The sequence below is a fragment of the Novosphingobium fuchskuhlense genome, assembly GCF_001519075.1.
In the GTDB taxonomy this organism is placed as follows: domain Bacteria; phylum Pseudomonadota; class Alphaproteobacteria; order Sphingomonadales; family Sphingomonadaceae; genus Novosphingobium; species Novosphingobium fuchskuhlense.
Map to the genome: position 1 here is coordinate 294,014 of NZ_KQ954244.1, position 12,757 is coordinate 306,770.

Annotated in this window: 14 protein-coding genes; 12 read left to right on the forward strand and 2 right to left on the reverse strand. The window is 64.9% G+C overall.

Annotation, left to right across the window (positions count from 1 at the left end; translation table 11 throughout):
• Nucleotides 1–40: 40 nt before the first annotated feature.
• The 12 genes from AQZ52_RS01315 (at nucleotide 41) to AQZ52_RS01375 (ending at nucleotide 10,310) form a co-directional block, all read left to right on the forward strand.
• Nucleotides 41–589 (forward strand): head-tail connector protein, encoded by a 549-nt coding sequence (locus AQZ52_RS01315; RefSeq protein WP_067906154.1) that lies wholly within the window; start codon nucleotides 41–43, stop codon nucleotides 587–589.
• A gap of 158 nt (nucleotides 590–747) precedes the next feature.
• A complete protein-coding gene (locus AQZ52_RS01325) occupies nucleotides 748–1,143 on the forward strand; it encodes a DUF3168 domain-containing protein (protein WP_067906156.1) in 396 nt (131 codons plus the stop codon).
• A 54-nt stretch (nucleotides 1,144–1,197) separates the two neighbouring features.
• Nucleotides 1,198–1,605 carry a phage major tail protein, TP901-1 family gene (locus AQZ52_RS01330; RefSeq protein ID WP_067906157.1) on the forward strand — a complete coding sequence of 136 codons (408 nt, stop codon included), beginning with the start codon at nucleotides 1,198–1,200 and terminating at the stop codon, nucleotides 1,603–1,605.
• Nucleotides 1,602–1,934: a gene transfer agent family protein gene (locus tag AQZ52_RS01335; RefSeq protein WP_067906158.1), complete on the forward strand. Its 333-nt coding sequence runs from the start codon at nucleotides 1,602–1,604 to the stop codon at nucleotides 1,932–1,934. Before AQZ52_RS01330 ends, AQZ52_RS01335 begins: the two co-directional genes overlap by 4 nt.
• A complete protein-coding gene (locus AQZ52_RS01340; protein ID WP_067906159.1) occupies nucleotides 1,931–2,128 on the forward strand; it encodes a phage tail assembly chaperone in 198 nt (65 codons plus the stop codon). The genes AQZ52_RS01335 and AQZ52_RS01340 overlap by 4 nt, the downstream gene beginning before the upstream one ends.
• Complete coding sequence (locus AQZ52_RS01345; protein WP_067906160.1) at nucleotides 2,121–2,699, forward strand: tail tape measure protein; 579 nt, start codon at nucleotides 2,121–2,123, stop codon at nucleotides 2,697–2,699. Before AQZ52_RS01340 ends, AQZ52_RS01345 begins: the two co-directional genes overlap by 8 nt.
• 16 nt (nucleotides 2,700–2,715) lie before the next feature.
• Nucleotides 2,716–5,070: a DUF2460 domain-containing protein gene (locus AQZ52_RS01350; RefSeq protein WP_067906161.1), complete on the forward strand. Its 2,355-nt coding sequence runs from the start codon at nucleotides 2,716–2,718 to the stop codon at nucleotides 5,068–5,070.
• A gap of 1 nt (nucleotide 5,071) precedes the next feature.
• The gene (locus tag AQZ52_RS01355; protein WP_067909170.1) at nucleotides 5,072–5,902 is read left to right on the forward strand and encodes a DUF2163 domain-containing protein; all 831 of its coding nucleotides are present in this window, start codon (nucleotides 5,072–5,074) and stop codon (nucleotides 5,900–5,902) included.
• Nucleotides 5,899–6,309 carry a hypothetical protein gene (locus AQZ52_RS01360; RefSeq protein ID WP_067906162.1) on the forward strand — a complete coding sequence of 137 codons (411 nt, stop codon included), beginning with the start codon at nucleotides 5,899–5,901 and terminating at the stop codon, nucleotides 6,307–6,309. Before AQZ52_RS01355 ends, AQZ52_RS01360 begins: the two co-directional genes overlap by 4 nt.
• Nucleotides 6,310–6,314: 5 nt before the next feature.
• Nucleotides 6,315–8,531 (forward strand): GTA baseplate fiber-binding domain-containing protein, encoded by a 2,217-nt coding sequence (locus AQZ52_RS01365; protein ID WP_067906163.1) that lies wholly within the window; start codon nucleotides 6,315–6,317, stop codon nucleotides 8,529–8,531.
• Nucleotides 8,532–8,550: 19 nt separating this feature from the next.
• Nucleotides 8,551–9,006: a DUF2793 domain-containing protein gene (locus tag AQZ52_RS01370; RefSeq protein WP_067906164.1), complete on the forward strand. Its 456-nt coding sequence runs from the start codon at nucleotides 8,551–8,553 to the stop codon at nucleotides 9,004–9,006.
• A 194-nt stretch (nucleotides 9,007–9,200) separates the two neighbouring features.
• Complete coding sequence (locus AQZ52_RS01375; protein ID WP_067906165.1) at nucleotides 9,201–10,310, forward strand: OmpA family protein; 1,110 nt, start codon at nucleotides 9,201–9,203, stop codon at nucleotides 10,308–10,310.
• 191 nt (nucleotides 10,311–10,501) lie between these two features.
• On the opposite strand, the gene AQZ52_RS01380 is transcribed toward AQZ52_RS01375, so the two are convergent.
• Nucleotides 10,502–12,064 carry an MFS transporter gene (locus AQZ52_RS01380; protein WP_240481400.1) on the reverse strand — a complete coding sequence of 521 codons (1,563 nt, stop codon included), beginning with the start codon at nucleotides 12,062–12,064 and terminating at the stop codon, nucleotides 10,502–10,504.
• Nucleotides 12,036–12,740 carry a 7-cyano-7-deazaguanine synthase QueC gene (queC, locus tag AQZ52_RS01385; protein WP_067906166.1) on the reverse strand — a complete coding sequence of 235 codons (705 nt, stop codon included), beginning with the start codon at nucleotides 12,738–12,740 and terminating at the stop codon, nucleotides 12,036–12,038. Before queC ends, AQZ52_RS01380 begins: the two co-directional genes overlap by 29 nt.
• Between the last annotated feature and the right edge of the window lie 17 nt (nucleotides 12,741–12,757).

Here is a 12,757-nt window from a genome sequence, read left to right on the forward strand (position 1 = left end):
TGCCGAGGATGCTTTCATCCCCATAACACCGGAGATTGCCATGAAGCGGGCAATTACCGCGCCGCCGACGCTGGCACCGACGGCGCTCGCCGAGCTCAAGGCATGGCTTGGCATCAGCACGACCCGCGAGGACGCGGAGCTGACTGGTCTGATCAGGGCCGCGCTCGAGCTGTGCGAAGGATTTATCGGCGCAATGCCGCTGGCGTCGGGCTGCGAAGAGATTCTGCCAGCGATCGGCGAATGGCAGGCGCTGGCAACCCGGCCGGTACTGACGATCTCCGGCATCCTTGCGATTTCAGCGGACGGTACGCGCAGCGCGCTGGGCGTGGCCGACTACGAGATCGACATCGCCGCTGACGGAACCGGCCGGGTGCGGATCGCCAGTCCGCTCGCTCAGACACGCGTGGCCGTGAGCTTCACCGCCGGAATGGCGGAAGGGTGGGACACCCTGCCCGACGCCATCCAGCAGGGCCTGGTGCGCTGGGCCGCGCACCAGCACCGGACGCGCGACAACGACAAGGCCATGGCCGGAACGCCGGCTTCGGTGGCTGCCTTGTGGCGACCCTGGCGGCGGATGCGCATCGCATGATGCGTTCGGACAGCAATTTCGCCGAAGTGCAGCGGCAACTGCTCGCCGCCGCAAGGCGCATTGCGGAAGCGCGGGGTGCCCGCCGAGCCGCGCCCGACAATACCACCAACTGGCGATCCGCAAGGTGGCTTTGGCCGCTGCTGTGACGGGAGTAAGCGATGGAACTGGCTTTTCGCGCCGTAGTGGTGTCCTGGCTCGCGGCTGACGCGACGCTTGCCGCCGGGCTGAATGCGATCGTCGAGGAAGCACCTATCAGGACGGCGCTGCCATGGCTGGCGCTTACGGCAAGCGCCAGCACCGACTGGAGCACCAAGAGTGGGCGCGGGCGCGAGATCCGCGTGGCGCTGGAACTCAACTATCGCGGTTACGAGCAGGTGGCCGAAGCCGGGCTGATCAGTGCGATCGAAGCACGGATGGAAAGCCTGCCGGCAGATCAGAGCGCAGCCGGTTTCCAGATTGCCAGCCTGAATTTCCTGAAGGCCCGCGCCGAACAGCGCGGCGAGGCGTTGCGCTCGCTCGTGCTCGAATACCGGGCGCGGGTTCTGGCGGCCTGACCGCCGGACCGCGCATCTGCCCCCGACATCGTCCTTTCAACCAGGAGAACCGAGATGCCCGCACAGAAGGGAAGCGCCTTTCTGCTGAAGATCAGCGATGGCGCGGCGACGCCGACCTACAACACCGTGGCCGGACTGCGCACCACGCAGATGTCAATCAATGGCGAGCTGGTCGTGGTGACGAGCAAGGATTCGGGCGGCTGGCGCGAACTGCTTTCCGGCGCCGGGACGCGCTCGGTGAGTGTGAGCGCGGCCGGAATATTCCTTGGCAGCGCAGCCGAGGGCCAGGTGCGGGGCAACGCTCTGGCAGGCACGATCGCCGACTATGAGCTTTCGTTCGAGGGCGGCGAGAAGATGCGCGGCAAGTTCCTCGTCCAGCGGCTCGACTACGCCGGGGATTTCAACGGCGAACGCAACTACACCCTCTCGCTCGAGAGTTCTGGCGTGGTGGTGCAGGTATGAGCGCGACGCCCATAGCCCCTGCATCCGCCAATCCGCATCGCGGCGAGGCGGAGTTGCTGCTCGACGGCGTGCGCCACGTGCTGCGTCCGAGCTTCGCGGCGCTGGTGGCTGCCGAAGAAGAGCTCGGCCCGCTATTCGCCATGGTCGAGCGGGCCAGCGGCGGCGAGCTCAAGCTGGGCGAGATGGTGGCGCTGTTCTGGCATTGCCTGGCCCATCCTTCCGACCAGACCCGCGAAGCATTTGCCGAGGCTGTGACCCGCGCCGGCCTTGCTGCATGTGCGCCCGCGCTGCGCAGTTTGCTTGTGCAAGTGCTGAAGGGCGCAGGATGAACGAGCGCTTCGGCGAGGCGGCTACTCGGCTTGCTGGCCAGGCGGCCCTGCTGATCGGCTGGACACCCGATACCTTCTGGGCAGCGACGCCCGCGGAACTGGCAATGATCGTGGAGGCCGCCGCACCGCCGCCCGCAGGCGGGATCGACCGGACCACCTTGACCGCGATGATGGAGCACGACGCGCATGGATAGTCTTTCTACGCTGGTCGTCGATGTGCGGGCCAGCACCGACGGGTTTGCCGCGGACATCGGCCAGATGCGCAGCAGCTTCGATTCGATTCTGGTCGATGGGTTCAGCCGTGGCGGCGATGTGCTGGAACGCGGCCTGCTTGGCGCGATCCGGCGGGGAAGCCTCGGCTTCGAGGACCTGCGCCGCACCGGCTTGCGCGTGATCGATGACATCGCCGCACAGGCACTGCGCGGCGGCCTTGCCTCGATCGGCATCGGCAGCGCGGGTGGTGGCGGCCTTGGTGGCGGCGTTCTTGGTCTGGGCAGTCTGATCGGCTCGATCTTCGGGCTGCCGGGGCGGGCAACGGGCGGACCGGTCGCGCCTGGGCGCCCCTATCTCGTCGGCGAGCGCGGTCCCGAACTGTTCGTGCCGACTTCTGCCGGGCAGATCGATGCCGGGAGCGGCGGCGGTGCCCGCTCCGTCAACGTCTCGATCCGCGTTGTGGCGCCGGAAGGCAGCAGCAGTCCGGAAAGCCTGCGCCGGTCAAGCCGCCAGGTAGCGCAGGCTGTGCGCCGCGCGTTGACCGAATACTGAAGAGGAACGAGGGGTCATGAGCTTCTGGTTGGCAAGCCGCCGCACCGTACAGACGACCGATACAATCCAGCGGTTCGATCCGCGCTTCTGGACTGTCGACTTCCCGCGCCCTGCGATGGCTGCAGTCGTGACCACAGCGGCCGACGCATTGCGCGTAGACGCTGTCTTTCAAAAGACGGACGATCTCATCGGGCTGATCTGGGAGAGCGCCGACCGCTGGGACCATCCGCTGCTCGCTTATGACACCGACCGCGACTACGCGCGGCTGACACTCTCGTTCCGCTGGCGCTCGAGCGGTGTCCTGCCACTCGATGCGGTGAATGGGCCAACCCTGACAATCGAAGGCCGCGATGCGGCGGGCAACCCCAGGGGCTGGTATGTGCGCCTATGGAACTATGCCGTGGGGATCCCCACCGATGCGGTGATCACGCTGCCGTTCTCGTCTTTGTCGGGTGGCTTCCTGCTGCCGGGCGAGGCAGATCCGGTCTATCCTTCGGACATCGACCGGATGTTCATTTCGCTTGTGGCGCCGGGCTATTCGGCCAGCACAGCGACAGCCTTCTCGCCTGCGGCAACAGGTTGGGTCGAACTGACGGCGATGCGTTGCAGCGGCCACAAACCCATGCTGACCATCGGTGATGTGATGGTGCCGCCACACGGGATCAGCATGGCAACCGGGTATGACGATGGCTATAACCAGACTCCTGCGCGGCTGCTGCGCTCGATCCGGGGGCTCGGCTACCGTGGCAGCATCAATCACTATCTGGGGATGAGCCACTTTTTCCCGCTGGCACCCGACGGTGCCGGCGGGCTCATCGTCGATCCCGCTCTGCCTGCGCTCAATGCGGCGGCGGAGCGTTGGCATGCTGCGTACCTTGCGGGCGCGAAGGCCATGGGATTCACCGTAATCCTCTCGCAATCCTATGAACTGCTGGCGCAGCACTGCCCGCCTGCCTGGCAGCAGCGCGCAGCAGACGGAAGCCCGGCGCGCACAGGCTGGTCACCACCATCGGCGCTGCTTTCACCCGCCAGCACCGCGGCGACGGGCTGGCTGCGCAAGGTGGCAACGCGGCTTGCCGGTCTGCTTGTCGAAGCGGGTCTGCCGGTGCGCTACCAGGTGGGCGAGCCCTGGTGGTGGGTCACCGCTGACCGGAAGATCTGCCTCTACGACGATGCCGCCAAAGCGGCGCTGGGCGGCAGTCCGGTCGTGATCCCGGACCTTGGCGGCACCTTGAGCGCCGCGCAGAAGGCATTGCTCGATGCAGCAGGCGCCTTGCTTGCAAACTCGACGGCGACCCTGACCGCTGCGGTGCGATCGGCGGCGGGGAGCGCGCCGTGCGAAACGCTGCTCCTTGCATTTCTGCCGACGGTGCTCGACCCTGCCATGCCCGAAGCCCGGCGAGCCAACCTGCCGGTGGGCTGGGCTTCGCCGGCATTCGATACGCTGCAGATCGAGGACTACGACTGGCTGACGGCGGGCTTCGAAGCGCGCCGGACCAGGGGGCGAGCCGAAGCCGAAGCACGGCTGGGTTACCCGCGCAATCGGCAGCACTACCTCTCGGGCTTCGTGCTGAATGCTGCCGATGCCACCGCGATGTGGTCGCTGATCGATGCCGCAGCGAGCGAGGCGCAACTGCAGGGCGTTGCCGAGACTTTCATATGGGCGCTGCCCCAGGTGGCGCGGGACGGCTTTACCCGTCTTCCCTCTGCGGCAGCGGGGGCAGCCAGCGAGGACGACATGATGCAGCCTTTTGACGACGTGCTCTTCCCCATCGCGATAGGCCGGTCTGCGACGGTGACGCCCGAATTCTCGACCAATGTGACGATCACGGCATCGGGGTTCGAACGGCGCAACAGCCTCTGGGCCGACGCCCGCCTGCGCTTCGACGTCGGCCCCGGTGTGCGATCGGAAGCGGAACTGGGTGAACTTATCGCATTCTTCAGAGCAAGGCGCGGACAGGCGCGCGGCTTTCGCCTGCGCGACCCTTCGGACTACAGTTCGAGCGCGATGACGGGTGTACCCAGCGCGCTCGACCAGGTCATCGGGACCGGCAACGGGGCGACGGCACGCTTTCCCCTGGTCAAAGCCTATGGCGCGGCGGCCGACGCACAATTGCGGCGGATTACGCGGCCGCGCCCGGAGAGTTTGCTGGTGAGCGTGGACGGCGTGGCCGCGACGGGCTGGACGCTCGACCCGCTGGGCGAGATCGTGTTTGCCGATGCGCCAGCGGCAGGCAAGGTCATTCGTGCAGGCTACCTGTTCGATGTACCGGTGCGCTTTGCCGAGGATCGGCTGGATGTGTCAGGCGCAGCCTTTGCGGCGGGCGAGGCCCCTAGCGTGCCGCTCATTGAACTGCGTGAGGATGCCTGACATGGCCGAGAGCTCGCGAACCTGGTTTAGCCAGCCACTCGAGACCGTGGCAATCTGGTGGCGGCTCGAACGACGCGACGGGGTGACGCTGGGCTTCACCAGTCACGACCGGAACCTCGAATTTGACGGGCTGGTCCATCGTACCGCGCCGGGCATGGTGCCTTCCGCCATCCGGCGAACAGCCGACTTCGAGGCCGATAGCGCAGAAGTGGCCGGTGCATTGAGCCACGATTCGATCCGCGAGGCAGACCTTGCTGCCGGCCGGTTCGACGGCGGATCAATTGCGATGGGGCTGGTCGACTGGGAGACACTCGAGCACACGACGCTCTATGCGGGGACGATTGGCGCGGTCAGCCATGAGGGGGCAGGATTTTCCGCCGAGTTGCGCTCGGTGAAGGACCTGCTCGCGCGCCAGATTGTGCCTCGCACAGCACCGACCTGCCGAGCCGAGTTCTGCGGCACCGGTTGCACGCTATCGGCAATCGGGTTCACGCATCAGGCGACTCTTGCCGAGATTTCGGCCGACGGAACTTCGGTCAGGGTGACGGGCGGGCCAGCTGCCGCACTGCTGACCTTCGGGATGCTGCGTTGGATCGGCGGCCCGGAGGCAGGACTGACGCGACGAATCGAGGCGATTGACGGGACCTGGCTCGTACTCGACCGCAGCACCTCTGCAGACGTTGCAATCGGCACGGGTATCGAACTTCGGGAGGGGTGTGACCACACTTTGGAGACCTGTGCCAGCCGCTTCGACAACGCGATCAATTTTCAGGGCGAGCCATTCCTGCCGGGGAACGACCTGCTGACCCGCTACCCAGCGGCGCAGCCATGAATGCGGCACTCGCCGCAGCTGCAACGGGTCTGATCGGCGTGCGATTTCGCCTTCACGGCCGCGATCCGGATACGGGCCTCGACTGCGTCGGGGTGGTGGCCGAGGCAATGCGGCTGGCAGCGCTCACGCCTGTCGTACCACAGGGATATCGCTTGCGAACCCTTACCATGAACGATCTGGAGCCCTTCGCGCAGGCCAACGGATTCGAGACGGTTGGCGAAGCGGATGCCGATGTTGTGCTGGCGATGGTGAGCCCGGTGCAGCTGCATCTGGCAATCAACGTGCCGGGTGGTTTCGTCCATGCCCATGCGGGGATCGGACGGGTCACCTTCCTCCCCGGCGTTCTGCCTTGGCCCGTCGCGTGCAGTTGGCGCGTGCCGATCACAATGCCAACAATCAGGAACTGACCAGTATGGCTACCTTGCTGCTGACCGCCGTGGGCACTGTTTTCGGTGGCCCGCTGGGCGGCGCGATCGGAGCGCTTGTCGGCCGCCAGATCGACACCGCGATCATCGGCGGACGCCGGGTCGAAGGACCGCGGCTGAAAGACATTACCGTCCAGACATCGAGCTATGGTTCCGCACTGCCGCTTCACTTTGGCAAGATGCGTGCGGCAGGAAGCGTGATCTGGGCGACCGAACTGGTTGAGCACAAGGATACCGCCAGCAGCGGCAAGGGCCGACCCTCCATCACCAGCTACACCTACACCTCATCGTTTGCGGTAGCCGTTGCGAGCCGACCGATCGCCGGAATTGGCCGGATCTGGGCCGACGGCAATCTCCTTCGCGGTGCTAATGGCGATCTGAAAGTTGGCGGCACCATGCGCGTCCATCTTGGATATGCCGATCAGGCAGCTGATCCGCTCATGGTTCAGGCAGAAGGAACAACGCGCTGTCCCGCATATCGCGGGATCGCTTATGTGGTGTTCGAAGATCTTGAGTTGGGCGACTACGGCAATCGCATCCCCTCGCTCACATTCGAAATTCTTGCAGACCCTGCCGACACGTCGATCGGTGCAGTGGCGCGCACAATCCTGCCAGATGCGACCGTAGGCAATCTCGATACAAGCCTTGCCGGGTTCAGCATCGATCAGGGCTCGGCCGGAGACGCCCTGGCAGTGATCGCTGATGCGGTACCTATTGCCTGCGCGGTCTCGGGCGGAACACTGCGGATCCACGCGGCCGAGCCGGACGCTGCGACCAGCACGGTGCTGCTGCCCGGGCCGGCTGCGGCGAACAAGGAAAGCCCATCATCGGAGATCAAGGCGAGTGGCTGGTCTCGAAAGCGAGAGCCGCTGCCGCGCGTGCGCCAATGTGGTGTGCGCTACTACGATGTGGCACGCGACTACCAGCCCGGCTTGCAGCGCGGCATTGGCCGCAGCGAGCAAGGTGATCTCGACGTGATCGAACTGCCCGCCGCGCTCACGGCTGGCGCTGCCCAGGCCCTTGCCGGCGCAGCGAGCCGGCGCAGCGCGCGGCCAGCGGATACGATCAGCTACCGCGTCACGGAGATCGATCCGGCTGTCGAGCCCGGCGCGTTCGTGCAGGTTCCGATCGCGTCCGGGCTTTGGCGGGTTGCCCAATGGGAGTGGCAGCAGGACGGTGTCCTGCTCTCGCTTGCGGCCTGCTCCCTATCCGGGTCATCGGCACCATTGTTCACGCCGGTCGCGGATCCGGGCCGTTTCAACGCGGCGATTGACTTGCCGCGCTCGCCGACCGCGCTCGCCGCGTTCGCACTCCCCTGGGATGGAACCGGTAGTGGGACAGCGCCTGCCGTCTTTGTTGCCGCATCCGGTGAAAGCGCTGGTTGGACCGGGGCCGCATTGCTTGCGGATCTGGGCGGCGATGGCGGCGCGCTCACGTCGATCGGCTCGACCGGGCGTACGAGGGCGCGCATGGGCAGAACACTCGGTGTCCTGCCCACAGCATCGCCGCTGCTGCTTGATAGGCGTTCCGCAGTCGATGTCGCATTGGTCGGCATCGATCAGATGCTGGTCGATGCAAATCTGAGCCAGTTGCTGCAGGGCGCGAATCGGGTTCGGATCGGAAGCGAGATTGCCCAGTATGGCACTGCCGTTCCGCTCGGAGGCGGGAAGTGGCGGCTAAGCAACTGGCTGCGCGGCCGGGGAGGAACCGAATGGGCAATCGGCACCCACGCCGTCGACGAGCCTTTCGTGCTGATCGACGACGCCCTTGTCCGGCTCGATCCAGCCACGATCGGAGATCCGGCAACAACGCGGGTCGTTGGGGTAGGCCTTGGCGACACAGCGGCCATCGGCGTGCCAATAGCAGATCCTTTGGCGACACAGCGTCCGCTCGTCCCAGTGAGCGGCAAGGCGGTGAGACAGCCGGATGGCTCGGTCTCGTTGCGCTGGACACGGCGCGCCAGGGGATCATGGCAGTGGCTCGACGGCGTAGAAACGCCGCTCAACGAGGAAGCCGAACTCTGGGAAATCACCGTCGGCGATCCCGCAGCCCCCGCCATGCGCTGGCAAACGAACAGTGCCGCACTGACAGTGACAGCAGGCCAGATTTCAAGTCTGCCGGCTGGCGCGTCGACCTATTTCGCCGTGCGTCAGATTGGCCGGATTGCTGCCTCGATGGCACTTCGTATCGATTTTCCGACCTGACCAGCCACAGGAACCGATCATGACCGATCCCATCAGTTTCTCCTCCGCCTCGCCACGCTTTGCGCTTCCGCTGCTCTTCGCCGGACAGAGCCAGAAGGAAACCACCGTCAACGAAGCCCTGCTGGCTGCTGATTTTCTGATGCACCCCGCGGTCGAAGCGGTGGTTGCGACGCCGCCGACGGCACCAGGGAACGGCCAATGCTGGTTGGTGGGCAGCAGCCCCACCGGAGCCTTCAGCGGCCAGTCCGACCGGATTGCGGCGTGGAGCGAGGGCGGCTGGCGATTCATCGCACCCCGGGAAGGCATGCGAGCCTACGATGTTACCGCAGCGGCTTATCGTCACTATGCTGGCGGGAGCTGGCACCTGATCGCAGCACCTGCAGGACCTTCCGGGGGCAGCGTAATCGACAGTCAGGCGCGTTCAGCCATTGCAGCGATCTTGGCAGCCCTTCGTAGTACGGGAGCCCTTTCCTGATTTGATGCCTCAACTGTCAAATCAGCGCAACACGGGTACATCCGCAGCCCCCTCACCTCGGGATTGTTGCTTAGGGTTCTGGTTTTAGTTGCCTTTTGGCCACACAGACCACTCACGTTTGCTTGCAAGCAAAAACGAGAGCCGCTAATGGCGGAACCACCCGAGGCATGACTTCGAATAAAGGGGAAATGAGAATGCGGAAACTGCTCGTGGGCTTGGCCCTGGCATCGACGGCGCTCGCAACGCCGGCGCTGGCCAAGAAGGATTCCTGGTACGTCGAGGTCGATGCTGGCGCGATGATCGTCGAAAAGACGGACCTGGCAATTGCTGGCGTCGCCAACGCCGCCACTCTGAAGAGTGATACAGGTTATGACGTAGGTGGTATTGTCGGTTATGACTTCGGCGGCTTCCGCCTCGAAACCGAAGTCGGCTACCGCCGCGCACGCGCTAGCCGCCTCACCGACAGCAGCGGTGCGACCGCTGACCGCGCCTCCAACACGCTGAACGGCCGCGCGCACGCACTGAGCTACATGGTCAACGGCCTGCTGGACTTCGGCAGCGACGACGGCATGCAGGCTTTCGTCGGCGGCGGTGTCGGCATCGCCAACGTCAAGTACGCCATCTCGACGACAGGCTTCGGCGGCGCAAACGACTCGGACACGAACTTTGCGTGGCAGGCCCTCGCCGGCGTGCGCGCTCCTCTTTCGAAGCACTGGGACGTGGGTCTGAAGTATCGCTACTTCAACGTCAGCAAGCTCGATCTTATCGGCAATGGCGCGCTGACCGGCAAGAACATCAACGGTCAGTGGCGCTCGCACTCGATCCTCGGCACCCTGGCTTACAACTTCGGTGGCGCCGAACCGGCTCCGATGCCGGAACCGCCGGCTCCGCCGCCGCCCCCGCCGCCCCCGCCGCCCCCGCCACCCCCGCCGCCCCCGCCTCCGGCTCCTGTCTGCAACAAGGGTCCGTACATCGTGTTCTTCGACTGGGATAAGTCGGCCATCACGCCTGAAGCGGCAACGATCCTCGACAACGCGGTTACTGCTTACGGCAACTGCGCCAACGTTCCGATCATGCTGGCCGGCTACACCGACCGCTCGGGTACGCCGAAGTACAACCTCGGTCTCTCGCAGCGCCGCAACGCTTCGGTCCGCGCCTACCTGACAGCCCACGGTATCCCGGATGGGTCGATCACGAACCAGGCGTTCGGTGAAGCCAACCCGCGCGTTCCGACCGCCGACGGCGTTCGCGAACTCCAGAACCGTCGCGTGGAAATCTCGTACGGTCCGGGTTCGGGCATGTAAGCTGCGGCATCACGCCAAGAAGAAACGGGGGGCTGGAGCAATCCAGCCCCCTTTTTCTATGGCCGCCTGCCACGGAAAATGACGCCGGACCTGAAAGTGCCAAATCAGGTGGACGTGATCAGTCCGCTCGCCACAGAGGCAAACGGCACACAACACTCCCCCGCGTCTTACCTTGCAGCCACGGCTGATAACTAAGCGCGTTCGCGGCGGATCAGATCGCGACGGCAAACCTCGAGAGCGACGAGCGCAAACGGAACGACAACCAGTATTCCGGCAAGTCCAATGCGCAAGTTCGCACCGAATGCCCCGGAGATCTTGCCAGCAGCGTATGGACCGAGCGCAAGACCGATCATCGTCGCGAAAAGGAAGAATGCCGCCGTGGCGGTGGCACGGGTCACCGCCGGCACGATGTTGACAATGGTTCCCGCAGCGCCGCCGAGTGCGCAACTTGCAAGGAACCACATGGGGAAGACGCAGAAGTAGACGACCATGACCGAATGTGTCGCCAGCATGATGCAGTTGGGCACCAGCGATGCCAGCAGCGACACGGTCACCACAAGGATGCGCCGCGAGTGATAGCGGTCGCCCGCCAAGCGATCCCCGATTGCGCCACCTGCGATCACGCCGAGCGCGCCGCCAAGGGCCGCTGATCCGCCGACGATCAGGGCCACCGCACCTGCGGAAGCGCCAAACTCTCGCATTACCAGCGACGGCCCGAACGCAGAGTTCGCATAAGTGATCACGCACATGAGGCCGTAGCCGAGATTGAGCCCCACCACCGCTTTCGAGGCCCAGATCACCTTGAAGGCTTGGAGGTCATCGTGGCGCAAAGCAACAGCCCACGAGGCGATCGCGTAGGTTCCGATGCCGAGCGCGATCCATTGCACGGGATCACCGATGAGGACCGACAGCACCGCGCCAACCGCTGAAATAGCGGCTGCGATCCCGAGATTGCCTAACATAGCCCGGGTACCACGCCGAGCTGCGGCAAGCAGGGTAAAAGGTGGGACGATGGCTGCCAAATCGCGCACGAAAGCGGCAGCCGTCGCGGGCTGAGTCTCGGGTGGTTCAGCACCATCGAGCGGCGCGACCTCAAAGCGGCCGCGCAGTGGCTCTCTCAAGCTGCGCACCCACAGCGCCAGCAGCAAACCGGGAAGACCCACGGCCAGAAAAGCCGCTTGCCACCCAGCGAGGCCGAAGGGGCGCTCGCCAAGCAGGAAGGCGTGGTTCCAGCCGCCCGCGATCGTCGTGCCGATGTAGAGGGAAAAACCGCCGCCGAGGTAAATCCCGGAGGAAAAAATCGCCACAGCGGTAGCCCGGCGGTGTGCGGGAAAATAATCACTCAGCAGCGAATAAGAACACGGCCCGGCGGTTGCCTCGCCCACACCGACACCGATCCTTGCGAAGCCGAGTTGCCAGAAGCCGCGGGAAAGGCCGGAAAGCGCAGTCATTGTCGACCAAAGCGCAAGCCCGACCGCCAGCACGCGAGTCCGTACCGCTCGGTCAGCGAGCTTGCCCAGCGGAATCCCGAACAAAGCGTAGAACACGCCAAACGCAGTGCCATAGAGGAAGCCAAACTGGGCGTCCGAGATGCCAAGGTCGTGCTTGATATCAACAGCAAGGATCGTCAGCAGTTGCCGATCCACGAAGTTGATGATGTAGACGACGACGAGGACCGAGAGAGCGTACCAGCTATAGCGGTCAACGCCGAACCATTGCTTCGGCTTATCCGTCATCTCCATATTGCGTGCCATCCTCTATCCCGGCTGCATCGAATCCCGCGCGTCGCAGACGGCAGCTGTCGCAGACGCCGCAGGCCCGTCCATCGGGCTGCGGGTCGTAACACGACCAGCTGGCCGCAGGATCGAGCCCAAGACGGGCTGCTTCTTGCGCGATTTCGCTTTTCTTGAGATGCTGAAGCGGAGCGTGCACCCGCACGGTGCCGCCCCTGTCGCCCCGCGCGGTGGCGACACGGGCCAGATTTTCGAAACCGCCGATGAACTCGGGGCGACAATCGGGATAGCCTGAGTAGTCGAGCGCATTGACGCCAATGAAGAGGTCACCCGAGCCAGCAGCCTCGGCCCATGCCAGCGCGAGCGAGAGAAACACGAGGTTTCTGGCCGGGACATAGGTGACAGGGATGTCCTCACCGAGCCCACCCTTCGGGACAGCAATATCCGCAGTGAGAGCCGATCCACCGAACTGGCGCAAGTCCAGCGGCAGAACGATATGGCGTTCAACGCCGAGCGATTGGGCTATTCCCCGTGCCGCATCGATCTCCACGCGGTGGCGCTGGTTGTAATCGATGGTAAGTGCAAGGACTCGAAAGCCCTGCTCGAGCGCAAGAGCTGCGCACACCATGGAATCAAGCCCCCCGGACAGCAGGACGACGGCAAGAGGCGGCTGTTCTGAAACGGCTTTTGCGACCATGTCGCAGAGCTATAGGG